Origin of the sequence: Bacteroides luti, from assembly GCF_900128905.1 — a bacterium.
In the GTDB taxonomy this organism is placed as follows: domain Bacteria; phylum Bacteroidota; class Bacteroidia; order Bacteroidales; family Bacteroidaceae; genus Bacteroides; species Bacteroides luti.
This window is the reverse complement of record NZ_FQTV01000017.1, coordinates 17,968-43,908: the sequence shown is the minus strand read 5'-3', so window position 1 is coordinate 43,908 and position 25,941 is coordinate 17,968. Positions and strand designations below refer to the sequence as shown.

Below are 25,941 nucleotides of genomic sequence, written 5' to 3'. Positions count from 1 at the left end.
TTTTTAAAAGCAAGGAGGGTATATGTGTAGCCGAAACTATATTTTCTTACTTCTTCTTTCTCTGTTTTCCTTGTCTATTTCAGCGCAGAACTTTACTTCGTTGAAGTGGCAGGATTCTTTTGTTTCGGATCAGCCTTTATTTGCAGATGCACATTATGTAGCAAATAGTAAACTCCCCCGTTATATTCAAAATATAGATCTCGGACCGGATTATGATAATTATACCTACAGCGTAAAGATTGAATATCCGGAGTTCCAGACATTATCAAAAAGCAATATTTCGTTTTTAACGGCTGTAGGCGAACCTCTTTCTTCATATCCGAAGGCTGATACCCGCATATTTGTTTCTGCAAAGGAAGGAATTCTTGAAGTCTCTTTTGTGCCTCTTGTTTATCGCAACGGCGAATATCAACGTATAAATTCTTTCAAACTAACGCTGGAGAAATCTATTACCAGGCAAAAACGGGCAAGTACCGGAACAAATCTCCATACATTTGCTTCAAGTTCCATCTTATCCACAGGTAAGTGGGTGAAGATACGAGTGGGCGAATCCGGAGTATACAAGATAACTGCAGCCGAACTTCAACAGATGGGATTTACAAATCCTGCAAAGGTCCAGTTGTATGGTTATGGTGGCCGCATTCTTCCTGAAAGTTTTAAGAAATCAAAGATTGATGACTTACCAGAAATCCCGTTATGGCGGGGCAATGGTTATCTCCTTTTTTATGCGAATGGTGTTGTCCGTTGGGACGAGAATTCCGGAGTTACGGGCTTTACGCATACCAATAATTGCTATTCCAGCTATGGATATTATTTCCTGACTGAAGGAAATGAGACGCCTCTGACTTTTCCTTCAGAAGAATCTCTGACTGCAGGTAATGCAAAAACTGTGACTACCTTTGATGATTATGCCCTCTACGAAAAGGATGCTTTTAACTGGACTGCTTCTGGTAGAGAGTTATATGATAGTTACGATTTTGTTTCCGGAAATACGAAGAATTATTCCTTTACCTTGCCGGGGATAACAAATGATAAAGCATATTGCACTGTTGCTTTTGCTGCTAAATCGGAGAGCTATACTACGGTTGGAGTTCAGATAGACGGAACAAGCTACGGACAATTCTCTATCGCTTCAGCTCCTATAAGTGATTCGTATTGTAAAGCACAGCCAGGGAGTGGAACGGTAGTCTGGGATGGCAATAAAAATGAGAATACCACCGTGACTCTTACACATAACCGTGGAGCAGGAGTATCCGGCAGGCTTAACTATATCCAGCTGAATTACAGAAAAAAGCTTGCACTATATGATTCGTATACAGCTTTCCGTGATTTGCCATCCGTAGGCGATGTTACTACCTATGTGATTGCCGGTGCTAACAGCAATATGAAAGTTTGGGATGTTACCACTCCGGGTAATTATCTGCAAATGAACGGTACATTGACCGATGGCAAATACTCTTTCACTGTTGATAACCCTGCTTTACGAGAATTTGTTGCGGTAGACGTTAATGGAACTAATTTTAAAAAAGTAGAGATCGTTGGTAACGTAAATAATCAGAATCTGCATTCATTGGAACAATGTGATATGGTCATTATTGTGCCCTCCAATGGTGATTTCCTATCTGACGCAGAACGTTTAGCCGAAGCTCACCGTACTAAAGACGGAATGACTGTTCACGTTGTTACTGCAGACCAGGTGTATAATGAATTCTCTTCCGGTACTCCTGATGCTACCGCTTACCGCTGGTTTATGAAGATGTTTTATGATCGTGCCGTCGTTCCAGGAACAGAGAATACAGCCGGTAATAAACTGCCTAGATATCTATTACTCTTTGGCGATTGTGCTTGGGATAACAGAATGATAACCTCTTCCTGGCAGGGATATTCGCCCGATGATTTTTTATTGGGATATCAGTCTAATAACTCTACGTGGGAAACTTACTCTTATGTAACGGATGACTATTTGGGTTTGCTTGATGATGAAGACGGAGCAAGTCTGGAATATGATGGAATGGATATTGGAGTTGGTCGGTTCCCGGTTCGTACAGCTACAGAAGCTAAGCAGATGGTCGATAAAACCATAGCCTATATGCAAAATAAAGAACTTGCTTCCTGGAAAAATTCAATCTGTTTTGTAGCTGATGATGGAGATAATAATTTGCACATGACTCAGGCTGAAGAGCTGGCTAAAAAAGTGGAGACTAACTATCCGGAGTATTTGGTGAATCGTATTTATGGAGATGCCTATAAGTGGGAAACAACAGCTACCGGACACACTTATAAACAGGCAACCAAACGTTTACTTGAACTGTTCAAGGAGGGTATGTTTATGGTAAACTACTCAGGGCACGGAGGTCCTAATGGCTGGTCGGCAGAGAATATCCTTGTTTCTTCGGATATAACTGCATTAACCTCTTCCCGATTACCACTTTGGGTTACTGCCACTTGCGATTTTTGCAGATATGATGATATCTCAACTTCTGCCGGAGAACTTGCTTTCCTGAATAATAAGGGAGGGGCAATAGCGCTGTTCACTACTTCCAGAGTGGTGTATGCACAAAACAATTCCAATCTGAATAAAGTCTTTTGTAAATACGTGTTCAGTAAACAAGACGGCAGCCGATTACGATTGGGAGATATTATGCGTTTATCTAAATGCGACCCTAATCTAAGTGGCGATTTAAATAAACTGAAGTTTTCTTTGATTGGCGACCCTGCATTAATGCTTGCCTACCCGGATTATAAAGTTGTGGTTGATAAGTTTAAAGGTGAAGATGCTTCGGCTTCAGATCTTATTATAAAAGCCGGTGGAAAAGTACAGGTTCAGGGAAGGGTGACCGATACTGATGGAAATACCTTGACCGATTTTAATGGAAAGATTTATCCTACAGTTTTTGATAACAAGGAAACAGTCACAACTTTGAATAATGACGGAACATCCGAGGCAGGAGGTTTCACTTTCTCTCAAAGAGAAAAGAAACTCTTTTCGGGCAGCGATTCCATCCGATCAGGGAATTTCTCTTTTACCTTTCCGGTTCCAAAAGATATTAATTATTCCAACGAACAGGGAATGCTTAATTTCTATGCTGCTGAATCTGCAACCGGCAGGGAAGCTCAGGGGGCTTACAATAATTTCGTGATTGGAGGAACGGAAGAGGGAACGGCAGATACCGACACACTCGGTCCGAAAATAAACCTTTATCTCAATACTCCTGAATTTGTTTATGGAGGAAAGACAAACGAAACTCCTTACCTTATTGCAGACCTCGAAGATAGTGATGGGGTAAATACGGTTGGGAATGGTATCGGACATGATATTGTGGCAGTTATAGATAATTCGCCTATATATTCTTATGTGTTGAATAACTATTATGAGTCTTATTTTGGTGATTACACTAAAGGAACAGTACGATACAGTCTGCCAACTTTGACAGAAGGAAAGCACAAATTATTCTTCCGTGCATGGGATGTTATGAACAACTCTTCCTCAACTTCTTTGGAGTTTGAGGTGGTAAACGGACTGAAACCGGGATTGTTTGATGTGTATTGCACGAAGAGTCCGGCTAGGGATAACACTACGTTTGTACTTAGTCATGATCGGCCGGAAGCTAATCTGGACGTAACCCTCTCTGTATACGATTTCTCGGGAAGAGTATTGTGGACACATACCGAATCGGGCATGAGTGCCAATAACTATTATTACGTAGATTGGGATTTAACCAGCAATGGCGGTCAGCGGCTTGCTTCGGGAGTTTATTTGTTCCGTGCTTCCATTACGCCGGGCGGAAGTAAAGAGAGTACCCGTGCAGGAAAAATAGTCATTCTGGCACAATAATAACCCCGATAAAAAGTTTTATATAAACAGATGTTTAAAAAGAAAGTATGAAAGAACTAAAAGTATATATCCTTTTAATCCTTATCCTCTTTGCTAATAACAATTTGCAGGCGCAAGATGTAAAGAACCAGTTTAACCCTGTAAATACGGGTGTTACTTCGCTTTCCATAGCTCCCGATTCAAGAGGTGGTGCGATGGGTGATGTTGGTGCAGCCACTGATCCGGATGTGAACTCACAATTCTGGAACCCGGCTAAGTACCCGTTTACCGTGAGCCGTGCAGGAGTTTCTCTTTCCTATACCCCGTGGCTCCGTCAGTTGGTGAATGATATTGATCTGGCTTATGTGGCAGGTTATTACCGTATTGGTGACTATCAGGCGCTGAGTGCTTCTTTAAGATACTTTTCTCTGGGAGAAGTTACTGTGGGACAAAGTTCGGCCCAAGATATAGGGTATACTATCAACCCGTATGAGATGTCTTTTGATGTGGGATATTCGCGTATGCTTTCCGAGAATTTATCGGCAGCTGTGGCCTTACGTTTTATTTATTCGGATTTGGCTTACAGACAGGATGAAGATGTAACACCTGGTTCTGCCTTTGCTGCAGATGTTGCTATGTATTACAATCGTTATGTGATGATGGGGCAACGTGAGTGCAACCTTGCTTTTGGTATGAATATATCCAATATTGGTAGTAAAATATCCTATGATAGTGGTAACACCAGTGAATTTATTCCTACGAATCTTCGTCTGGGAGGCTCTCTGTTAATGCCAATTGACGAGTATAATACCTTTGCCATCAGTGCAGATGCCAATAAATTGCTGGTTCCTACCCGTCCTTTGCAAAAAGATGGTGAGACTGATACAGATTATCAGGACAGACTGCAGAGGGATTACCGCGATATGTCACCTATTGCCGGAATCTTTAAATCCTTCAGTGATGCACCGGGTGGTTTTAAAGAAGAGATGCAGGAAGTTCAATGGTCTATTGGTGCCGAATACACCTATCACCAGCAATTCTCGGTGAGAGGTGGTTATCATTATGAAAATCAGAACAAAGGAAATAGGAAATATTTCTCAGTAGGAGCGGGTTTTAAAATGAATGTATTTTCATTGGATGCAGCTTACCTGATATCAACTGCGCAAAGCAACCCGTTGGATCAGACATTGCGATTCTCTCTTTCTTTTGATATGGATGGTATAAAAGATATTTTTGGTAAAAGATGAAAATAAGAGTTGGTTTTGGATTTGACGTTCATGCACTTGTTTCTGAGCGTGAATTATGGCTCGGCGGAATAAAGCTGGAGCATGAGAAAGGATTGTTAGGACATTCTGATGCAGATGTATTGCTTCATGCAGTGTGCGATGCATTATTGGGTGCAGCAAATATGCGGGATATAGGATTTCATTTTCCCGATAATGCCGGAGAATATAAGAATATTGATAGTAAAATACTTCTTGCAAGAACAATGGAACTAATCCGTTCCAAAGGTTATGAGTTGGGAAATATTGATGCTACGGTTTGTGCCGAACGCCCCAAACTGAATCCTCACATTCCGGCCATGAAAAAAGCAATGGCTGCTGTAATGAATGTAGATGAGGACGATATTTCCATTAAAGCAACAACTACCGAAAAACTGGGTTTTACAGGTAGGGAAGAAGGTATTTCGGCTTATGCCACGGTACTGATAACGAAAGAATAGAAAAACTTATAGATAGAAAAGAAGAGCTTCGGCTCTTTTTTTTATGCCCTTGTACAAAAGATTGCATTCTTTTGTACAAAAGAATTAATTGTTCTGTACAAAAGAAAACAATCTTTTGTACAAGGATTTATTAATTCCTCGCCGCTTATTTTAAATTTAATTCCATAATCCTTTTTATTTCCTGCCATCAATACATATATTTGCATGTATAACTATGTAAAATGATAAAACACATTAGAAAATGAAAAAAGTAAGTTTGATTGCTATCGCCCTTTTACTGGTGGCCGTAGCTCAGGCGAAAGTTACGTATAAGTTTAGAATCAGTCTGACTGATAAAAATAATACTGAATATTCACTTGATAAACCTCAGCAGTTCCTATCCGAAAAGGCTTTACTTCGTCGTGCCAAACAAAAACTGGCCGTAGATTCTACCGATCTTCCTATTCCCGGTAAATATTTAAAAGCTATTCGTGCCACTGGTGCTAAGGTACTTGTAACAAGCAAATGGAACAATACTGTTGCGGTGAGTTGTGCAGATTCATTATTGGTGAATAAAATTGCAAAGCTTCCTTTCGTAGGCAATACCGAACTGGTTTGGATGGGTGAAGAACAAACTCAGTCTTCCGATGCTGCACAGAAAGAGGAAGTTACTAACAAGCTGGAAAAAACAGATAACTACTATGGAAGGGCTTTCCATCAGATTGAAGTTCATAACGGACAGAAATTGCACGAGGCGGGTTTCCGCGGACAAGGAATGACGGTGGCCATTATCGATGGTGGGTTTAAGAATGCAAATAAACTAACTGCATTAAAATCGTTGAAGTTATTAGGAACACGAGATTTTGTGAAACCTAATTCAGATATTTATGAAGAGAACAATCATGGAATGAAGGTGCTTTCATGCATGGCATCCAATGAGCCTTATTCCATTGTAGGTACAGCTCCCGAGGCTTCTTATTGGTTGCTTCGCTCAGAAGATACCAGCTCTGAAAACTTAATTGAACAAGATTACTGGGCGGCTGCCATTGAATTTGCCGATAGTGTAGGAGTGGATGTGGTAAATACATCGCTTGGTTATCGTACTTTCGACGATTCCTCTAAGAATTATACTTATCAGGACCTTAACGGAAAGAAAGCAATGATTTCACGCTCCGCAGGGATGGCTGCCGACAAAGGTATTGTTTTAGTGTGCAGTGCTGGAAACGAAGGTCGTGGATCTTGGAAAAAGATCACTCCTCCGGCCGATGCATTCAATGTGATAACTGTTGCAGCGGTAGATTCAACCCTAAATCTGGCACCGTTTTCTTCGGTAGGTAATACTACTGATAACCGTGTTAAACCGGATGTTTCTGCTATTGGCGAGAGAACAATTCTGCTGAATACAAACGGAGAAGTGGGTCATGCAAACGGAACATCTTTTTCTACACCAACTTTCTGCGGACTGGTTACCTGTTTGTGGCAGGCTTGTCCTCAGCTTACGGCAAAGGAAGTTATTGAATTAGTACGCAAATCATGCAATCATTATGCTTTTCCTGATAATATTTACGGTTATGGTGTGCCCGATATATATAAGGCCTACCTTACCGTTCATCCGGAAATAGCAACAAAATAGAAACTCCATTCATGGAAAAAGAACCATTATCACTTTACGAACTCAATGCTTTGGTAAGGCAGGCATTGAATGAATCACTCCCTGATACCTATTGGATTCAGGCAGAACTAAGCGATGTGCGTTCAAATGCCACCGGACATTGTTATTTGGAGTTTATTCAGAAGGATGCTCGTGGTAACAATCTTATTGCAAAAGCAAGGGGAACCATCTGGGCTAATGTATACCGTATGCTGAAACCTTATTTCGAGGAAAGTACCGGTCAGGCATTCGTTTCGGGAATAAAGGTGATGGTGGAAGTCACTGTGGAGTTTCATGAACTTTACGGTTTCAGTCTTACGGTTGTTGATATAGATCCTACTTATACGCTGGGAGATATGGCACGCAAACGGCGTGAAATTCTGAAACAGTTGGAGGATGAAGGGGTTCTTACTCTCAATAAAGAGCTTGAAATGCCTATGCTGGCTCAGCGAATAGCTGTAATATCTTCTTCGTCGGCTGCGGGGTACGGAGATTTCTGTCGGCAGCTGGAAGAGAATCCCTATGGATTTGTGTTCTACCCCCGCCTTTTTCCTGCATTGATGCAGGGCAATCAGGTAGAAGAATCGGTTATAGCTGCTCTGAATGCAGTGAATGACCATCGGGATGATTTCGATGTTGTGGTAATTATCCGTGGAGGAGGTGCTACATCCGATCTTTCCGGCTTTGATACTTACCTGCTGGCTGCTAACTGTGCACAGTTCCCCTTACCGATAATTACCGGAATAGGGCACGAACGTGATGATACAGTGCTCGACTCTGTGGCTCACACCCGGGTAAAAACGCCGACAGCTGCAGCTCAATTCCTCATAACTCACATGCACGATGCGGCACTGTCATTGGAGGAACTGGCTCAAACACTGATATCTTCTGTATCGGTACGCATGGATAAAGAACATTCGCGACTGTCAGAACTTACGAATCGTTTGCCTTTGGTTATTAAAAACCGAACAATTCGCGAAGGCTACTTGTTAGAACAACTGATTCAGCGAATAAATGTGGGAATAGCCCGCAGCCTGACGAACAAACAGCACCGGCTGATGTTGCTGGAGCAACGTGTAAACGACGCTTCTCCTGAGCGCTTATTGAAAAGAGGATTCAGTATAACCCTCAAAGATGGGAAAGCTGTGACAGATAGCGCGCAACTGAAAGCGGGAGATGTAATTACTACACGCCTGGCAAAGGGTGAAGTAACAAGTGAAGTTAAATAATTAATAGACAACTGGATATGGCAGAAAAAAAAGAATCTTATGCTGAGGCTATGGCTAAACTGGAAAAAATAGTATCGGCTGTGGAGAAAGATGAACTGGATATCGACCAGCTGAGCCAGAAGCTTAAAGAAGCTCAGAAATTAGTCAGCTTTTGTAAGGAAAAACTTTACAAAGCCGATGAAGAAATAAAAAAGATCATGGAAGGTGAAGGTAACTGATTTATATTAAACCCATTTAAAAGATTCCTCTTTCATAATTTTCTTAATCTATTAAGTGGAAATTTGAAATATAAAAGTTACTTTTGCTAATCAATAGAAAACTTACAAAAACATCATATAATAATGGAACAAATAGATTGGTCTAATCTGTCATTTGGCTATATAAAGACAGATTACAACGTTCGGTATAATTACCGCAACGGTGAGTGGGGAGAACTTGAGGTTAGCAGCAGTGAATATATAAATCTTCACATGGCGGCTACATGTTTACACTACGGGCAGGAAGCTTTTGAAGGCTTGAAAGCTTTTAAAGGAAAAGATGGTAAGATTCGTATTTTCCGTCTTGAAGAGAATGCTAAACGCCTGCAATCTTCTTGTGATGGTATTTTGATGGCTAAGCTTCCGGTTGATAAATTCAAAGAAGCAATATTGAAGGCCGTTAAACTAAACGAACGTTTTGTTCCTCCTTATGAAAGTGGTGCTTCACTTTATATTCGTCCGGTTCTGTTTGGTACAAGTGCTCAGGTAGGTGTTCATCCAGCCAGCGAATATACATTTATTGTTTTTGTTACTCCTGTAGGTCCTTACTTTAAAGGTGGTTTCTCATGTAATCCTTATGTGATTATTCGTGAATTCGACCGTGCTGCTCCGCTTGGAACCGGTACATTTAAGATTGGTGGTAATTATGCTGCTAGCCTTAGAGCTAATAAGAAAGCTCACGATATGGGTTACTCTTCTGAGTTCTATTTGGATGCTAAAGAAAAGAAATATATCGACGAATGCGGTGCTGCCAATTTCTTCGGAATCAGAGATAATACATATATTACTCCGCTGTCAACTTCTGTACTTCCTTCTATAACCAACAGAAGCCTTATCGCATTGGCCGAAAGCTTTGGTTTGAAGGTAGAACGTCGTCCGGTTGCCGAAGAAGAACTTCTTACTTTCGAAGAAGCCGGCGCTTGCGGTACAGCAGCTGTTATCAGCCCTATTGAACGTATTGATGACGTTGAAAAAGGAATATCTTATGTAATAGCAAAAGATGGCAAACCAGGTCCAATAAGTACAAAATTATATAATAAACTTCGTGCAATTCAGTACGGTGACGAACCGGATGAATTTGGATGGATTACTATTGTGGAATAATATTCCATAAAAGTAACGTTCTGAAAGACAGAAGTATATTGCAAAATATTTGTTATAATTAATGCAGAAGGGGTGTGTTATCAAAATAGTCAGTTTACTATGAGATAATATACTCCTTTTTCATTTAAAGGCAAATGCCTGAATTAATTTAATCCGGATGTTATTATGAGCTTTAAAATAACGACTCTTGTTGATAATGTTGTTTACGATCGGGGATTGCAGGCAGAGCATGGACTATCTCTTTTGATTGCTGTCGAAGATAAGGTGATACTGTTTGACACAGGAGCTTCTGATTTGTTTATCAGAAATGCAGAGATACTGGGCATTGATTTAAAGAAAGTAGACTATCTGGTTCTCTCTCATGGTCATAGCGATCATACAGGTGGAGTAAAGCAGTTTCTTGAACTCAATCCGCATGCTAAGGTTGTTTGCAAGAAGGAAGCTTTGCAGAAAAAATATAAAGATGCTCGCGAAAATGGTTTTGTAAGTGCCGGGCAAGTAGATGAAAACCGGTTATGGCTGGTAGATAGTTTAACAGAAATAGTACCAGGAGTAACTGTTCTTCCCCAGATTAAAATAGTTGAAAAGGGTGATACTCATTTTGAGCACTTCTTTACTGTGAAAGATGGTAATATTGTACCCGATACTTTTGAAGATGAATTGGCATTGATCTTATCGGATTCAAAAACTATTTCGGTACTTAGCTCTTGCTCACATAGAGGAATTACTAATATTATTCGCTCGGCACTGGAAGCTTTTCCTGAGCACACGTTGAATGCGCTGATCGGAGGTTTCCATGTACGTAATGCCGGAGATGATAAGCTTGATCTGATAAGTACTTATCTGGGAAGGAAGTTGCCTAAACGTCTGGGCGTTTGTCATTGTACGGGAATAGATAACTATGCACGTTTCCATCAGGGATTTAGCACACGTGTGTTCTATAACTATACCGGATGGGTGGAAGAAATAAAATAAAAAGATTGAATGGGAAAAAATAAATTACAGAAATTTGCTGATATGCGGAGCTATCCGCATGTATTCGAATATCCGTATTCGGTTGTTGATAATGTTCCTTTTGAAATGCAAGGAAAGTGGGGAAAGGAATTTTTTAAGAATGATAATCCTATTGTACTCGAACTAGGCTGTGGACGAGGAGAATATACAGTTGGACTTGGGCGCATGTTTCCTGATAAAAACTTTATTGGCGTGGACATTAAAGGTTCGCGAATGTGGAGTGGTGCTTCAGATTCTCTGAAAGAAGGACTTAATAATGTAGCTTTCCTGCGTACGAATATTGAAATTATCGATCGCTTCTTTGCGGAAGGTGAAGTGAGCGAAATCTGGCTTACTTTCTCTGATCCTCAAATGAAGAAAGCAACCAAACGACTAACTTCAACTTACTTCATGGACCGTTACCGCAAATTCCTGGTTCCTGATGGAATTATCCATCTGAAGACAGACAGTAACTTCATGTTTACCTATACAAACTACATGGTTCAGGAAAATAAATTCCCGGTGTTGTTTGTTACTGAAGATTTATACCATTCTGGTTTGGTAGATGATATTCTAGGAATTCAGACATATTATGAGCAACAATGGCTGGACAGAGGATTGAATATAAAATATCTTAAGTTTACCCTTCCTCAGGAAGGTGCTTTAAAAGAACCTGAACAAGAAATTGAACTTGATACCTATCGTAGCTACAATCGTAGTAAACGAAGCGGTAAAAAGACAACGTTAGCTTTTGAAGATGAACAATTAGAAAATGAATAATAAAATGACACTTTATCCTAAACTTATACTCGACGCGCTAAGTAATGTGCGTTACCCCGGAACAGGCAAGGACATTGTTTCTTCCGGAATGGTGGATGACGATATCCGCATTGAAGGTATGAAGGTTTCTTTCTCTTTGATTTTTGAGAAACCTACTGATCCGTTTATTAAATCGTTAGTGAAATCTGCTGAGGCTGCAATTCTTACTTATGTGAGTAAGGACGTGGAAATTGTTGGTAACATTAGTGTGGTAGCAGTTCAGAAACCTCGCCCTGAGGTGGCAAAGCTTTTACCTGATGTAAAGAATGTGATAGCTATTTCTTCCGGAAAAGGGGGAGTAGGTAAATCTACTGTATCTGCAAACCTTGCTGTTGCCTTGGCAAAACTTGGTTATAAAGTAGGCTTGCTGGATGCCGATATTTTTGGTCCTTCAATGCCAAAGATGTTTCAGGTAGAAGATGCCCGTCCTTTCCTTGAGAGAGTGGAAGGAAGAGATCTAATTATACCTGTAGAAAAGTATGGCGTAAAACTATTATCTATCGGCTTCTTTGTTAATCCCGATCAGGCTACAGTGTGGCGTGGAGGTATGGCAAGTAATGCGCTGAAGCAATTAATAGCAGATGCTAACTGGGGTGAACTGGATTATTTCCTTATCGACCTTCCTCCGGGGACCAGTGATATTCACTTGACTATTGTTCAAACTGTTGCTTTAACCGGAGCAATTGTAGTGAGCACTCCTCAGGCTGTAGCATTGGCTGATGCCCGTAAAGGTATTGATATGTTTACCAATGATAAGGTAAATGTTCCTATCCTGGGATTGGTAGAAAACATGTCGTGGTTTACTCCTGCTGAGTTACCTGAGAATAAATATTATATTTTCGGTAAAGAAGGTGCCAAACTACTATCTGAAGAGATGAATCTTCCTCTTCTTGGACAGATTCCAATCGTCCAAAGCATTTGTGAAGGCGGAGATAGTGGCGTTCCTGTTGCACTGAATGAAGAATCAATTACTGGTCAGGCATTTCTTGCACTGGCAGAAAATGTAGTGAGTCAGGTAAATATACGTAATGAGAAATTAGCTCCGACCAAGATTGTTGAAATGCATAAGTAATTTGTCTGCATAAATAGACGAAAGGGCTGTAACATCGCGTTACAGCCCTTTTTTCTAAGTATGAAAAGCTACAAAGACATAGAGATTTATTATAGTATTGCTTGGTTTTTTATGTAATCTATTCTTGATTACGGTTTTAATATTTTACACAAAGAGTTTATTCTTATAAATTGTTGTATATTAAATAGATACTTCTGATAGATTAACTTTATAAATAGCTTTTTCCAATCCGTGAAAGCGCTTTATTGATTTTATTTGTAATGTTATATAAATACGATCGAAATTTAGTTCTTTTTTATCCCTCTATATAGTATTTAAAATCAGCCATGAAACACTTTTTAACTCGATCTTTCTATTTCTCAGAGAAACTATAAAGGAAGTTTTCTGACAATCCGTTTTACTTTTTGAGCTAATTAGTTGATTATAAGCTGCGGGCTTTTTTATTTCACCCCGTATATATACAGAAAAAAGAAGAAAAATTCCGCGCATATAAAGAGGGTGTTCAAAAAGTATGATATGCACCCCAAAAATTAAACAAAAAACTTTTTGAGGGCATATCATTTATTCGTATCTCTAATGGAGACTGAAATCAAATATCCAATTCTACAAGGGGGTATTTTGACTTTTTAGACAATCTCATTACATTACTGGTTTTTAGTTTCCTGAAGGAGCTCCTCCTCCGGTATTGCTACCTCCACCCTTAACATCATCGTTCTGAATTGATTTTGCGGTTTTCTTCACAGCTGCAGAAAGTTCTCCGATTCTATAGCTGATATTAATTCCAAAACTGCGCATCGGATAAGTAGTCTCGCTGTAATAGCGGAAACTTGGAGTTTCTGTAGTAGAAGTGAATGTAAGGTTCTTGTTAAACAAATTACGAGCATATACCGAGATTGTCAGTCTCTTATTAAGCATTAACTTATTCAGGCTTATTCCATAATATTTATATCCTGATCTCTTTCCTTGAAGTCCGATGGAAGATCCGCTGCCTCCTCCATTTAAGCTTAATCTCAGGTCGTATGGCAAGTTTTGTTGAATTCCACCGCCGATGTAGTAATTGAATCCATTGTTAGATTGATCCATTTTATCACTCTTAAAGTCGTCATAACTTGTACTTCCATTCATGAATATTCTGGTTTTAGGAGTCATATTCCAGTTTATATAAGATGATAAACGTGTTGATGACCATTTACCAATATTATCAAACGTGTTATTAACAATACCGTCCTTAATGAAAGAATACGATTCTATGCTGTTATTAACAAATGTATGTCCCAAAGAAAGGTTAATATTGAACTTCTGAGAGAAACTGCTATAGTTCAATCCAAATGAATGGCTTTTTTCACTATCCAGTTTTGAATTACCATAACTGATATTTTTAGGATCGGCATCATTAATAAAAGGATTCAGATACCAAATACCTGGTCGGCTGATTCTCATATTATAAGAAGCCTTTAATGTTTGGGTAGGAGCAATCTGGTACGAGATATTAGCCGATGGAACCAAATCGCTGAAGCGTTTATTGAAATCTTCTCCTTTAGCGCTATAGTATTTAACGTCCATCATAGTATATTCATAACGCAAGCCTGTTTTGAATCCAAAACTCTTATGTTTCAAACTATATCCGGCATAAGCAGCTAAAATATCCTGAAGGTGACTGTATTTACTACTTTTATCTTTATTTTCTTTAAAGTCTTCGCTTCCCGAATTTGTAGTGTAATATTTATTATCACTATCACTATTACGAATTATGTATTTGGCTCCCAATTCAAGAGTTTGCTCTTTGGTAATAGGATAAGTGTAATCGCATTGGAAAGTATGTTCTGTTGTACTGGGATCTCCTTTTGTGTGCATATCATATAACTGAGATGGGTAGTTTAGAATGTCTTTATAATATGTATATGCATCAGATTTTTGTGGAGAACCATTAAGTTTGTATGATAGAATAAGCAGTTCGTCTTTCTTTTTGAATGTTCGTTGATAATCAAGACTGGCATCAATGCTCATATAGTTGTCTTTACCCGAATTTATAGTGTTGTAGCTGTACATTGAATTAAGATTAGCATCTTCCATTTCTGTATTTCCGGTTGAATTATTTTTGCTGTTTCCTCCGTATAAACTACCAGAGAATGTGATTAATCGTAATGAATCAATTTCATAACTAGCTTCAATATTTCCGGAGTTGTAATTCCCTTTATAATCGGAAACTGATTTATTGGTCAGATATTTATTAGTTGTAGAAGTAATATCTTCACGTTTACTATATGTGTCCACATCACCGGCAGATTTATAATAGTTATAATAGTAGTTTCCTGTAACAGTGAATTTACCCGATTGTACAGTAGAATAGATCCCGGCATTTCTCCCGGTTGTACTTGCACCTGCATTGAATGTAGTGGTGTATCCTTGCATTCCTTTACCGAAAGTAACTATATTTAATATTCCTGCTACTCCTTCGGCATCATATTTAGCTCCTGGATTAGTTATAACTTCTATTGATTTAATAGAGCTTGCCGGCATGCTTTTTAAAACCTCAGTGGGGTTATTGCTTATCATATTGTTTGGCTTACCGTTTACATATACTTTAAACTTACTGCTACCATTAACCTGTATTTTATCTTCGCCATCTACTGTAACCAAAGGTACTTTTCGTAACATTTCCAATGTGCTGCTTGTTTTTGAATCCGGGTCATCTTCGATGTTATAAGCAAGTTTATCTATTTCTGTTTTTACTAAGGGCTTTTGCGCAACGACTTCAACACCTTTTAATTCTTTTGCATTTTCCTTTGTGTAGATAACACCAAGGTCTATAGTTGTTGAATTAGGCTGTACTGAAAACTCTTTATATACAACACTCTTTCCTACGGAAGTAAATGATATAACCAGATTACCTTCTTCGGATATTTTTTGTGTGAATTTTCCATTAAGGTCGGTTGTGAGGACTTTTATTGGTTTATTTGGTGCTGTCTTTTTAAAAATCCGTATGGTAGAGTATGGCTCACCGGTTTTTGAAATAGAATCCAGCAATACTCCTTTTACTGTAAATAATACAGGTTTTTCTGATTGTGCCTTTGCTGCGATACACAATAAAAGTAGTAGTAGAGTTAATAAGTTTTTTTTCATATTATGTGTTTTTTGGCATTAGACGTATATTCGTGAATAAAAATCACGCCTAATATTTATAAATTTATTTTATTTTGTTTAGTTAACATTTATTGAGTAAATGGTGGCTCCATCCAGGTGTAGCAAGGCTGTCCATCCGGGTGTAAGATGTTGGTACACCCGGATGTAAGGAACATCTCCACCTGGGTGTAGGTGATATTTCAACAGTGAATTAAATACGAATTGCCTTTGAAGCTTTATTTATTCTTTTGGGCTAGTTTCTTTTCTTTGAGTTCATCCAGCCTTCTTTTTGCAGATAAGAGATACATCTGATCAACGTCTTTCCCTGTTTTCTCGTATTTGTCTTTTACTCCTTGCTGAATCTTACTGATAAATAATTCCAGATAATATTTCGTGTTCTGCTCGTCTTTCAGTGCAATATCATATATTGAGCCAATCTTGTAGAGTAAAAGTGAATGAGTGGGCATGCGCTTGTAAGCCTCTGATAAAGCAGTTATCTCTTCTTTATATTTTTTCTCAGTATGATAGGCTGTTGAAAGAGTCATATAAAAGTTATAAAGTACGGAGTCTACCTTCTGGGCAATGCAAATACCTTTGTTTAAGTACTCTATTGCTTTAGGAGAATTGAAACATTCCCCATAAGCATTCCCCAGATAGTAAATGTTGCTGAGGCTGGTACTATCTTTTTGATATACCTTCTTGAGGTATTTAATGGCATTGAAATAATTATTATTTCCATAATGACTCATTCCCAGGAAATAATTTGTGTCGTAAGTGCTGTCTGCTGCTTCGATTTTCTGTAATTGCTCAATGGCTTTTGAATATCTGTGCGAAAGACAATAAGCAGCCCCACTAAGCTTATTCATTTGAACATTGAGTGAATCTTGTTTAAGATATTGATTCGTTAAACTGATAACATCTTCCAACTGATCTTTTTTCAGATATAGTTTTGCCAGCTTTTGAGCGGTCACAAAATCTGCCGGATTCTTTTCAATCGTCTTTTTATAATAAACAATGGCAGAATCTTTTTTCCCTTCCTGATCGTAATTTTCTCCCAATAAACGTAGTAATACAGAATTATCAGGAGATAGACTTAATGCGCTTTGAAGACAATTTTCTGATTTTTTATAATCTTCAATCTGTTGATAACAATCGGCCAGTTCTCTTAAGCAATATACATTGGGAGAATATCTGGAAGATATACTTTCAAGCAAAGGTATTGCGCTCGAAAAGTTATTCATCATTTTCAGGCACGTAACTTTTTGCATCTCTAAATCAAAGGTTGGCTTTTCTTTATCAATCAGTTGTATAGCCAACGGATAATTAGATTGTTGTATAGCTTGCTGTATTGAAACCTTTTGTGCGCTAGCATTGAATATATAAATGCTGTATGCTATAAGAAAGAATATCAACCTTTGATTTTTCATATTGTTTATTCTTTAATTTATCTCGAATGTTATTGGAAGATCAATGTAGACTGGAACATTAACGCCATTTTGCTTGCCTGGAATCCATTTGGGTATAATTCTTATTATTCGGATAACTTCTTGGTTGCAAAAATCATCAAGAGGACGTATAATTTTAGGATTCTTTACAGTTCCATCTTCTGTGATAGTAAAACGAACATAAACTTTTCCTTTTACTCCATTTTCCCTGGATATAATTGGATATTTTAGATTTTTAAAAATAAGCTGCATCAAAGCATATTCTCCTCCGGGAAAACGAGGCTTTTCTTGTACGGTTGTATAAGGATAAGGTTCTTCAGGTGCACCATTTTTTGCTAAAGTGTTTTCTGTTGTTATAGTTTTGTTCTTATTAAGTGAGAAGTGAAATGGAATAACGTAATAAACCGATGCGTTTACTCCGTTTTGTTTTCCTGGTTCCCATTTTGGCATACCTTTAATAACCCGAAGAGCTTCTTCGTCACACTCTTTATTTAATGATTTCATGACTGTGGCTTTATCAATATCTCCATCTTCTGTTACGATAAAGCGAATATAGACTTTCCCTTCTATTTTATTTTGTTGTGCTTCAATAGGATACTTTAAATTAGCAGCAAGATATTTTAATAATTCTTGATCGCCACCGGGATATTTAGGCATTTCTTCTACTGCAGTGAAAACATTGCTTTTTTTAGGATTTGCAGAGTCGGTTTCATGTGTTATTGGGGCTGGTGTATAAATTGCAACCTCAGGAGTTAATTCATTTCTAGTCAATGATACATTAACTCCTTTTGTTGATTTACTTGTTACTTTGGCAACGGCTTCAAAGTTGCTTACCAGCATTAGCAAGGCTGCAAGATGAATAAATATTGCATATTTTGTTTTACCGATGTTTCTTGTTCTTTTTTTGTTCATCAAGGTTATTCTGTTTTTTTAGAGGTAATACATTAAAAATGTTATATAAATTTTTTGCAGCCTTTTGATTTGCCAATCCTAATAAATGATGTATGCTGTAATAAAGAATATCAACCGTTCATTTTTTATTGTTTACTAATCTTTTAGAGTAATCAAAATAACGCCATTTACGCCTTTATCTCCGTATATATCAGTAGCAGCCTTATTTTTTAAAACATTAATCGATTGAATGCTGTTAGGGTCTAACTTCTTCATTTCTGCACCAGATATTTCCTTACCATCCAAAATGTAAAGTGGAGGATTGGCACTATTTATTTCGTTTATCGTTGTTTGTGAAGTCTTGATGTTAGAATCAGACTTAGCTCCATAGCCAATTACCGTAACTTGATTCTTTTCAGAAGTGTTTCTCTTTAAATTGGCAGGAGAACCGTCTAACTTGAATAGAATAGGTATGACATAATATACGCTAACATTTTTCCCTTTTTGTTTTCCCGGAATCCACTTTGGCATAGTACTGATTATTCTTTTGGCTTCATTATCTAATAAAGGTGATACACTTCTCAGCACAGTTGGGTCTTTAACATAGCCATTTTCGTTTACGGTAAAACGTATATATACTTTTCCCTCTTCTTTTGCTTTTTGTGCTTCAACAGGATATTTTAGATTAGTTACAATATATTTTAATAAAGCTTGTTCGCCTCCAGGATATCTAGGCATTTCTTCTACAGCGGTGTAAATATTGCTTTTTTTAGGCTTTGCAGAGTCAGTTTCCTGCGTAATTGGGGCTAGTGCGTAAGATGCGGTCTCAGGAGCTGATTCATTTTTAGTCAATGAAACATCAAGATCTTTTGTTAATTTACTTGTTACTCTCGCAACAGCTTCAATGTTGCTAACCAACATTAGTAAGACTGCTAGAGGAATGAATATCGCATACTTTGTTTTACCGATATTCTTTGTTCTTTTTTTGTTCATCATGGTAATTCTGTTTTTAAGAGGTAATACATTAAAACTATTATATAAATTTGCTGCAGCCTTTTGGTTTGCCAATCCTAATAAATGGTATTGATAACTTTTTGTATCGTGTCCGGATAGAATTACATTATCATCCGCCATGTACTCAAGATTGTTACGAATCTCTCTTTTTAGTAACCATACAAATGGGTTTATCCAGCATAAGATGGTTATAATTTCACTGAGAATTACATCGATGGAATGCATTTGTTCTACATGCGTTTCTTCGTGTACCAGAATCTCTTTAGCTTCTTTCTCCGTATGTAATTCCGGTGATATAAATATCCAGCGGAAAAATGAAAAAGGAGCTGAGGCTTTTACAGGTATTCTCACTGTTATTCCGTTGATCTTTGCTCTCTTACTGCGTAAAGCCAGAATACAAATGCTGAATAACTGGACTATAAAACGCATAAATAATAATATCACTCCTGAATAGTAAACGTATGGTACTATATTAGTGATTATTTCAGTCCACTTGTCGCTGTTGTCAGGCTTAATCACGATATCGGGTAAAATAGTTTGTGCGTAAATAGTCGCGATCTGGTTTATAGGTTCTTGCTCTTTTACCCAATCCTGAATATTCATTAGAGGGTAGAAGAGAGAAATAACTAGAAATGAAAGCAGTGCATATCTTCGCCACTGGAAAAAGGTGTCGCGATAAAAGAATAAACGATAAAAGGCATAAAACAAAGCTATACCAATATTTATCTTTAAAAAATAGATGAGCTCGGTTGCCATAGTACAATTTATTAATGTGGTTATTCTTTTCCTTTCTCTATCTGATTAATGATCTCTTTCAATTCATCTGCCGAAATTTTATGTTCGCGTGCAAAGAAAGAAACCATTTCCTTGTATGAGTTTTCGAAGTAATTACGAACAACTCCACTCATAAATGTTTTTTTGTATTCAGTTTCTTTAATAAGAGGAGTGTATTCATAAGTGTTCCCATATCTTTTTGAGGATAGATATTCTTTCCTCTCAAGATTCTTCACTATTGAAGCAATAGTTGTATAAGGAGGATATGGCTCGGGAAACTTTGTAACAATGTCTTTTACATAGCATGGGCCTATCTCCCAAATGTAGATCATTACTTCTTCTTCCTGATTTGTTAGCTTTTCCATGATTATAAGTTTATTACGATTGTATCGCAAATCTACGAATATTTCGTAATTAGCAATACATTGCTTGTGTAAATTATGTTAATTGATGAATTATTTTGATTTTATTAAAGAAGACTAATAAATAAGTTACTCTTCTGATATTAAGGTAAAGTCTCTGAGATTCTAGTCCTGTAAATGGTTCCAAGTAGAAAATGGAAGGAAAAAACAAAAAAAATAGGACTGTTCAATGAACAGCCCATATATAAAGAATTATTCTATTATAGTCTAAATCAGAATCCTTGCATATCACACAAACGTCTGTAATAACCATCTAGCTCGATTAACTCATCATGCTTTCCACGTTCTACAATTTCACCTTCATGAAGAACACAGATTTCGTCAGCATTCTTAATAGTAGATAAACGGTGAGCGATGGCAATCGTTGTGCGATTCTTCATCAAATTATCAAGTGCTTCTTGTACCATACGTTCAGATTCTGTATCAAGAGCAGAAGTAGCTTCGTCCAGAATCAGGATCGGAGGGTTTTTAAGTATGGCGCGTGCTATACTGATTCGCTGACGTTGTCCACCAGATAGTTTACCTCCGCGGTCGCCAATATTTGTTTCATAGCCTTTTTCACTTGCCATAATAAACTCGTGTGCATTTGCAATCTTAGCAGCTTCAATAACCTGCTCCATTGTTGCATTTTCAACTCCGAAAGCAATATTATGATAGAATGTGTCATTAAACAAAATTGCTTCCTGATTTACATTTCCCATAATGCTTCTTAAGTCATACAGTGTGGTATCTTTTACATTCACACCATCAATAAGAATTTCTCCTTCAGTAACATCATAGAAGCGAGGAAGAAGATCAACAAGAGTCGATTTTCCAGAACCAGATTGTCCTACAAGAGCTATTGTTTTACCTTTAGGAATAACAAGATTAATATGCTTTAATACATATTCTGATTCATATTTGAATGATACATCTTTGTATACAATCTTATCTTTTAGATCTTTGATAGGAGTTGGATTCTCTGAAATTTCCATTGAATTTTCCGCCTGCAGAATCTTGTCTACACGTTGCATGGAAGCAAGTCCCTTAGGTACGGAATAGGCTGCTTTCGAAAAATCTTTTAGTGGGTTAATAAGGCTGTAAAGAATTACCAGATAGAAAATAAAAGATGGTGCATCAATAGTCGAAGAGTTTCTTAAAATCAATGTTCCTCCAAACCATAAAACAATTACAATAAGCACTGTACCCAGGAATTCGCTCATTGGGCCCGACATCTGTTGACGAGTATTTACTTTGCTTATTGTATGACGATATTCGTTATTACAGCGATTAAAGCGATCATCCATTTTATGTTCCGCATTGAATGCTTTAATAATACGAAGTCCACCTAATGTTTCTTCCATCTGAGACATCATATCACTCCATTGGCTCTGTGCTATAAGTGATTTTCTTTTAAGTTTCTTTCCTATAGTTCCCATTAACCAACCCATTCCTGGAAGTACGGCTATTGTAAACAGGGTGAGTTCCCAGCTAATAGCAAGTAATGTTCCGAAATACATAATAATAAGAATAGGATTCTTAAATATCATATCAAGGCTACTCATTATGGAAGTTTCAATTTCCTGAACGTCGCCGCTCATTCTTGCCATGATATCTCCTTTGCGCTCTTCTGAATAGAAACTGAGAGGCAGATTAAGCAGCTTTTTGTAAAACTGGCCACGTATATCTCTTACAACTCCGGTTCTGATAGGGATAATAGTTGCAAAGGTTAGTATATAGGTACCTGTCTTCATGAATGTCATAATAGACAGAAAGAGTCCCAGAATAAGCAAAGTCTTGCTGGGTCCGTATGTTTTAATTAACTCGGTTACATAATAGTAGAAGTTATTTAAAGCAATCTTTTTCATGCTCATGTCAGCATCCCACGGAATAAACTTATAAACCTGATCACTGAGTTTGAACAGGATTTGCAGAATCGGAATTATGAGAGAAAAAGAAAAGATATTAAGTATCGCCGAAAGGACATTTGATAGGATATTAAGTATTAAAAACTTTTTGTAAGGAGGTACAAACCTTCTTAAAATCTGGAAAAATTCTTTCATTGTTTTTTATTATAAAGTTTGCGACAAAGATATATATAAAATCTGATACAGCAGTCTGTTACATAAAAAAACGGGAGTAATAACGCTTACTCCCGTCTGTACTATAATAATTTGTTTTACTGTATCTGCACAATAAAGTTTAGTCTGTAATTTCTCTGGATGAGAGTTGTTGTTTGGCTTTCATTTCTTTGTATCGATCTAATACATGCTTACGACTGCTCAGTATCTGCCAGCGATAAACCCAGCAAGTGGTAAGAAAATAGACTCCTGCCTGTATCCAAAGGGCTTTATATTCTGTTGAGATTTCATTTAATGATGCCCCCATATTGTTGATTCTTACAAAACCGTTGATCCCAAAAGTGGAAGGGAATATGTAAGATACATATTTCCAGAATGCAGGAATAGCTGCTCCAGGCCATGAGATTCCAGAAATGAATAGCAAAGGAACCGACGTAAATACAAAAATAAGCATGCAGGTTTCTCTGTTACGAATGGCAATGGAAGCAGTCATGGCAAAGAATATGCAAGCGGCCAGATAGGGTAACATAAACAGAGTTAAAGCATCTGGCTGTCCAATCTGGTTTAGACTGAAAATACGTGGAACTACGCAGAGCACATAAACAGAAATAATAGAATATACCATGAAGTAGCTTAAGCCTTTACCCATGACAATTCTTAGCGTTCCGTTATAATGACGATTGATAGGCACCAAGTCCTTAAATCTATTATGTTCGCGTGCAGTTCCTGCTGAAAGTCCAATACCTAACAATAAAGTTTGCTGTATCAATAAAATAAGTACGGCCGGAATAAGGAATGCTGCAAAACCATTTTGTGGATTAAACAAAGCTACATTATCGTAATCTATTGGACGTGCTGTTATTTCATCTTGTCGGTTGGTTGTATTTCCAGCACGACTGATTTTGATATTCTTATTCATGTCTAAAGATACAGCTGTGGCTGAAAGCAAAATGCCTTTGTAATAAAGTAATCCACTCATATCACAATAGATGCTCACTTTAGTCTGTTTCCCCAGTGCAATGTCTTTACTGAAATTACTTGGAACATATATCAAGCCATAAGCCTTCCTTTCTTTCATCAGCTGTTTTGCTTCTTCCATATTGCTGCAATAAGTCTTTATTTCAACATCGGCAGTCGCATCAACTTTTCGTATAAATTCACGGCTCAATGAAGAATGAGAGTCATCAACAACTATAACCGGAACTTCCCGAACTACTTCATTTGTATATATGAATCCATATATTAATGGATACATAAGTGGTACAAGAATGAAAAAGATCAAAACTCCCTGATCTCTGAAAGTTGTCTGGAATTCCCTTTTCCATATATAAAAAAGGTCATGTATTCCTTCTGATATCTTATCTTTGAAAGTTGCTTCTTTCATTATGGCATATATTTATAATAAATTAAAGCACTCTTTAGTCTTTGCATTACAGCAAATGGTAACATAATAAATAGCAGTAATGCCGTGTAGTTTGTCCAGGAATATACCATACTATATCCATTAAGTGCCTGATCTACGTAAATTAAGAAATAATGTCTTAATGGAAATAGATTTGATAGACCCTGAAGTACTGGATGCATAGCCATTACCGGAAATGAGAATCCTGAAATAGAGAAGGAAATAACTCCCCATAGTGAAGCAAAGCTCAGTCCCAGACGCAATGTGGGGAAAGTGCCTATCATTACTACTCCGCAGGCTTGCGATGCAAGAACCAAAAGTAGAGAAGCAAAAATCATTGGTAAAATACCACTATTGCAAGGAAAATGTAAATATCCGTAGAGATAGGTATTATAAAAGATACTCATCACAAAGAACACTATTGTTTGTGGTATCAGCTTTCCTGCTAATGATATATAGATAGAATTATTGCCTAGTCTTAACCATTCTCTGGCAGTTCTTTCTTTAATCTCAACTCCAATAGAATAGACTGTCGTCATAAATATGAGTATCATCAATATTCCCGGAACAAGAGTATTACACAAATAAACAGAGTAATTGAGCCATGGATTATTTAGAGGATGTGTGTCAATTACTATTGGCTGTAAAATAGCCATCGCTTGTTCTTCGGTTGCACCCTTAGCATAAAGTGTGGCACGCGATAAGGCTCCGCCCGCTAGTTCTGACATCATTTTCATGTCTTTGAAAAGCAAAGAACCGGCAATCAGATAAGAATTATTTGTATAAAAAGATATTCTAGGTTGGCGACTGCTTATTGCTTTTGAGGCTAAATCTTCAGGAATATAAAAGAATCCGTAAATATCTCCTCGTTGCATGGCTATTCTTGCATCATCAAAACTTTCATATCTGGCAACAATCTTTGTTTGTTCGAAAGCATCCAGATTCCTAAGAATTGAGCGTGAAGTAGATGAATTGTCTAAATCAACTGCACCAATAGGAAGATCTGTTGGAAGTCCGGATCCCATTAATGTGGTAAAGAAAATATAGCAGAACATGGGTGCTATGACCATACAAAAGAGATAAAGCGGGCGCGACACCAAACGCTTACATTCACGTTTCATGACTTGCCCCAAACTGGTATATTTCTTTTGTTTTGCTTCCATCATATCTATTTCTTAATAATAACAGACATTCCTGGACGAAGATTCTGTATTTTTTCAGTAGGAAGTGCACGAACTTCAAATGTTTTTAAATCGAACTGTCCGGTTGTCTTAGTTGCTTTCCATGCAGCATAGGTACCTAAGTCTTTCATAAAGTTCACTTTCAATTTCACCTCTTTATTATCCATAGAAGGAATAATAGCAGTAAACTCAGTTCCAATATTGAGTCCATTCAGAAGATCTTCACGAACATTGAAAGTAACCCACATGTCGTCCATTTTAGCTACGTTCATAATTGGTGCACCTGTTCCTACTAATTCTCCCATTTCGGGGAATATCTCACTGATTTCACCATCCATCGGAGCTATTAATACCGTTTCTTTTACGTACGATTCAACTTCGGCAACAGCACCTTTTGCTCTATCTACTAATGCCGAAGCTGCAAGTTTATCTTCTCTTTCCGCTCCGTTTTTAGCCATTGAATATTGTGCATGAGCAGCTTTTTCTGTAGCTATGGCAGCATCGCGTTGTGCTGTTAGTTCATCCATCTTTTGGGCAGACATAACACCTTGCTCGAAAAGGTTTTTCACTCTTTTATAAGATTTTTCGGCAATATCAACTCCGGCTTTGGCTTTTTGCCACATTTCATAAGCTGTCTGAATTTGTTCTGAACGTGCTCCCTTGATTGCTTTCTGGTTTTGTGCTTGAGCAGCAGATTCAGCAGCTTGCGCCTGCATCATTTTTGCGGTAACTTCAGGCGCTTCAAGTATGGCCAGTGTATCACCGGCTTTAACTTTATCACCTTCTTTCACTCTGAACTCCAAAATTCTGCCGGGAACTTTACTGGATACTCTATATTCGGTTACTTCAGCCTGTCCTTGAATAATTTCGGGGCCTTTTCTTAGCATAAAGAAACCTACTAAAGCAACGATTGCAATAACCCCAAGTAGGGTAATAAATGCCAGCAGCATATTACTGTTTTGTGATTTTTGTGATGCCATATTATTTA

At 37.7% G+C, this 25,941-nt stretch carries 19 protein-coding genes; 10 read left to right on the top strand and 9 right to left on the bottom strand.

All coding sequences use genetic code 11. From position 1 onward, the window contains the following. The first annotated feature begins 22 nt into the window (after positions 1 to 22). The 10 genes from porU (at position 23) to BUC21_RS13790 (ending at position 12,641) form a co-directional block, all read left to right on the top strand. Positions 23 to 3,835: a type IX secretion system sortase PorU gene (gene porU, locus BUC21_RS13835; RefSeq protein WP_073403444.1), complete on the top strand. Its 3,813-nt coding sequence runs from the start codon at positions 23 to 25 to the stop codon at positions 3,833 to 3,835. Positions 3,836 to 3,882: 47 nt separating this feature from the next. Beyond that, positions 3,883 to 5,061, top strand: a complete 1,179-nt coding sequence (porV, locus tag BUC21_RS13830; RefSeq protein WP_073403442.1) for a type IX secretion system outer membrane channel protein PorV — start codon at positions 3,883 to 3,885, stop codon at positions 5,059 to 5,061. Then, a complete protein-coding gene (gene ispF / locus BUC21_RS13825) occupies positions 5,058 to 5,537 on the top strand; it encodes a 2-C-methyl-D-erythritol 2,4-cyclodiphosphate synthase (protein ID WP_073403440.1) in 480 nt (159 codons plus the stop codon). The genes porV and ispF overlap by 4 nt, the downstream gene beginning before the upstream one ends. A 241-nt stretch (positions 5,538 to 5,778) precedes the next feature. Then, the gene (locus BUC21_RS13820; RefSeq protein WP_073403438.1) at positions 5,779 to 7,149 is read left to right on the top strand and encodes a S8 family peptidase; all 1,371 of its coding nucleotides are present in this window, start codon (positions 5,779 to 5,781) and stop codon (positions 7,147 to 7,149) included. An 11-nt stretch (positions 7,150 to 7,160) separates the two neighbouring features. Further along, positions 7,161 to 8,396 carry an exodeoxyribonuclease VII large subunit gene (gene xseA, locus BUC21_RS13815; protein ID WP_073403436.1) on the top strand — a complete coding sequence of 412 codons (1,236 nt, stop codon included), beginning with the start codon at positions 7,161 to 7,163 and terminating at the stop codon, positions 8,394 to 8,396. 17 nt (positions 8,397 to 8,413) lie between these two features. Continuing rightward, positions 8,414 to 8,614, top strand: coding sequence for an exodeoxyribonuclease VII small subunit (xseB, locus tag BUC21_RS13810; protein ID WP_073403434.1), 201 nt, complete (start codon positions 8,414 to 8,416; stop codon positions 8,612 to 8,614). Positions 8,615 to 8,737: 123 nt separating this feature from the next. Next, on the top strand, positions 8,738 to 9,757 hold the full coding sequence (locus BUC21_RS13805) for a branched-chain amino acid aminotransferase (RefSeq protein ID WP_073403433.1): 1,020 nt from the start codon (positions 8,738 to 8,740) through the stop codon (positions 9,755 to 9,757). 165 nt (positions 9,758 to 9,922) lie between these two features. Beyond that, on the top strand, positions 9,923 to 10,732 hold the full coding sequence (locus BUC21_RS13800) for an MBL fold metallo-hydrolase (RefSeq protein ID WP_073403431.1): 810 nt from the start codon (positions 9,923 to 9,925) through the stop codon (positions 10,730 to 10,732). 9 nt (positions 10,733 to 10,741) lie between these two features. After that, positions 10,742 to 11,530 carry a tRNA (guanosine(46)-N7)-methyltransferase TrmB gene (gene trmB / locus BUC21_RS13795; RefSeq protein ID WP_073403428.1) on the top strand — a complete coding sequence of 263 codons (789 nt, stop codon included), beginning with the start codon at positions 10,742 to 10,744 and terminating at the stop codon, positions 11,528 to 11,530. A 4-nt stretch (positions 11,531 to 11,534) separates the two neighbouring features. Next, on the top strand, positions 11,535 to 12,641 hold the full coding sequence (locus tag BUC21_RS13790) for an Mrp/NBP35 family ATP-binding protein (RefSeq protein WP_073403538.1): 1,107 nt from the start codon (positions 11,535 to 11,537) through the stop codon (positions 12,639 to 12,641). 654 nt (positions 12,642 to 13,295) lie between these two features. On the opposite strand, the gene BUC21_RS13780 is transcribed toward BUC21_RS13790, so the two are convergent. The 9 genes from BUC21_RS13780 to BUC21_RS13740 form a co-directional block, all read right to left on the bottom strand. Beyond that, positions 13,296 to 15,764: a TonB-dependent receptor gene (locus BUC21_RS13780; RefSeq protein WP_073403424.1), complete on the bottom strand. Its 2,469-nt coding sequence runs from the start codon at positions 15,762 to 15,764 to the stop codon at positions 13,296 to 13,298. Between the two features lie 236 nt (positions 15,765 to 16,000). After that, positions 16,001 to 17,191 (bottom strand): tetratricopeptide repeat protein, encoded by a 1,191-nt coding sequence (locus BUC21_RS13775; protein ID WP_073403422.1) that lies wholly within the window; start codon positions 17,189 to 17,191, stop codon positions 16,001 to 16,003. A 12-nt stretch (positions 17,192 to 17,203) separates the two neighbouring features. Continuing rightward, a complete protein-coding gene (locus BUC21_RS13770; RefSeq protein WP_073403420.1) occupies positions 17,204 to 18,121 on the bottom strand; it encodes an energy transducer TonB in 918 nt (305 codons plus the stop codon). Between the two features lie 135 nt (positions 18,122 to 18,256). Next, the gene (locus BUC21_RS13765) at positions 18,257 to 19,870 is read right to left on the bottom strand and encodes a M56 family metallopeptidase (protein WP_073403418.1); all 1,614 of its coding nucleotides are present in this window, start codon (positions 19,868 to 19,870) and stop codon (positions 18,257 to 18,259) included. Positions 19,871 to 19,890: 20 nt separating this feature from the next. After that, the gene (locus BUC21_RS13760; RefSeq protein ID WP_073403416.1) at positions 19,891 to 20,253 is read right to left on the bottom strand and encodes a BlaI/MecI/CopY family transcriptional regulator; all 363 of its coding nucleotides are present in this window, start codon (positions 20,251 to 20,253) and stop codon (positions 19,891 to 19,893) included. A 269-nt stretch (positions 20,254 to 20,522) separates the two neighbouring features. After that, complete coding sequence (locus tag BUC21_RS13755) at positions 20,523 to 22,352, bottom strand: ABC transporter ATP-binding protein (RefSeq protein WP_073403414.1); 1,830 nt, start codon at positions 22,350 to 22,352, stop codon at positions 20,523 to 20,525. A 139-nt stretch (positions 22,353 to 22,491) separates the two neighbouring features. Beyond that, the gene (locus tag BUC21_RS13750; protein WP_073403400.1) at positions 22,492 to 23,754 is read right to left on the bottom strand and encodes an ABC transporter permease; all 1,263 of its coding nucleotides are present in this window, start codon (positions 23,752 to 23,754) and stop codon (positions 22,492 to 22,494) included. Beyond that, positions 23,754 to 24,935, bottom strand: coding sequence for an ABC transporter permease (locus tag BUC21_RS13745; protein WP_073403536.1), 1,182 nt, complete (start codon positions 24,933 to 24,935; stop codon positions 23,754 to 23,756). The genes BUC21_RS13750 and BUC21_RS13745 overlap by 1 nt, the downstream gene beginning before the upstream one ends. A 5-nt stretch (positions 24,936 to 24,940) precedes the next feature. Further along, positions 24,941 to 25,933 (bottom strand): HlyD family secretion protein, encoded by a 993-nt coding sequence (locus BUC21_RS13740; protein WP_073403398.1) that lies wholly within the window; start codon positions 25,931 to 25,933, stop codon positions 24,941 to 24,943. Positions 25,934 to 25,941 lie beyond the last annotated feature (8 nt).

Excerpts from the sequence above, each read along its gene's own strand:
- porU (WP_073403444.1), top strand. The coding sequence starts at position 23 with ATGTGTAGCCGAAACTATATTTTCTTACTTCTTCTTTCTCTGTTTTCC.
- porV (WP_073403442.1), top strand. The coding sequence starts at position 3,883 with ATGAAAGAACTAAAAGTATATATCCTTTTAATCCTTATCCTCTTTGCT.
- ispF (WP_073403440.1), top strand. The coding sequence starts at position 5,058 with ATGAAAATAAGAGTTGGTTTTGGATTTGACGTTCATGCACTTGTTTCT.
- BUC21_RS13820 (WP_073403438.1), top strand. The coding sequence starts at position 5,779 with ATGAAAAAAGTAAGTTTGATTGCTATCGCCCTTTTACTGGTGGCCGTA.
- xseA (WP_073403436.1), top strand. The coding sequence starts at position 7,161 with ATGGAAAAAGAACCATTATCACTTTACGAACTCAATGCTTTGGTAAGG.
- xseB (WP_073403434.1), top strand. The coding sequence starts at position 8,414 with ATGGCAGAAAAAAAAGAATCTTATGCTGAGGCTATGGCTAAACTGGAA.
- BUC21_RS13805 (WP_073403433.1), top strand. The coding sequence starts at position 8,738 with ATGGAACAAATAGATTGGTCTAATCTGTCATTTGGCTATATAAAGACA.
- BUC21_RS13800 (WP_073403431.1), top strand. The coding sequence starts at position 9,923 with ATGAGCTTTAAAATAACGACTCTTGTTGATAATGTTGTTTACGATCGG.
- trmB (WP_073403428.1), top strand. The coding sequence starts at position 10,742 with ATGGGAAAAAATAAATTACAGAAATTTGCTGATATGCGGAGCTATCCG.
- BUC21_RS13790 (WP_073403538.1), top strand. The coding sequence starts at position 11,535 with ATGACACTTTATCCTAAACTTATACTCGACGCGCTAAGTAATGTGCGT.
- BUC21_RS13780 (WP_073403424.1), bottom strand. The coding sequence starts at position 15,764 with ATGAAAAAAAACTTATTAACTCTACTACTACTTTTATTGTGTATCGCA.
- BUC21_RS13775 (WP_073403422.1), bottom strand. The coding sequence starts at position 17,191 with ATGAAAAATCAAAGGTTGATATTCTTTCTTATAGCATACAGCATTTAT.
- BUC21_RS13770 (WP_073403420.1), bottom strand. The coding sequence starts at position 18,121 with ATGAACAAAAAAAGAACAAGAAACATCGGTAAAACAAAATATGCAATA.
- BUC21_RS13765 (WP_073403418.1), bottom strand. The coding sequence starts at position 19,870 with ATGGCAACCGAGCTCATCTATTTTTTAAAGATAAATATTGGTATAGCT.
- BUC21_RS13760 (WP_073403416.1), bottom strand. The coding sequence starts at position 20,253 with ATGGAAAAGCTAACAAATCAGGAAGAAGAAGTAATGATCTACATTTGG.
- BUC21_RS13755 (WP_073403414.1), bottom strand. The coding sequence starts at position 22,352 with ATGAAAGAATTTTTCCAGATTTTAAGAAGGTTTGTACCTCCTTACAAA.
- BUC21_RS13750 (WP_073403400.1), bottom strand. The coding sequence starts at position 23,754 with ATGAAAGAAGCAACTTTCAAAGATAAGATATCAGAAGGAATACATGAC.
- BUC21_RS13745 (WP_073403536.1), bottom strand. The coding sequence starts at position 24,935 with ATGGAAGCAAAACAAAAGAAATATACCAGTTTGGGGCAAGTCATGAAA.
- BUC21_RS13740 (WP_073403398.1), bottom strand. The coding sequence starts at position 25,933 with ATGGCATCACAAAAATCACAAAACAGTAATATGCTGCTGGCATTTATT.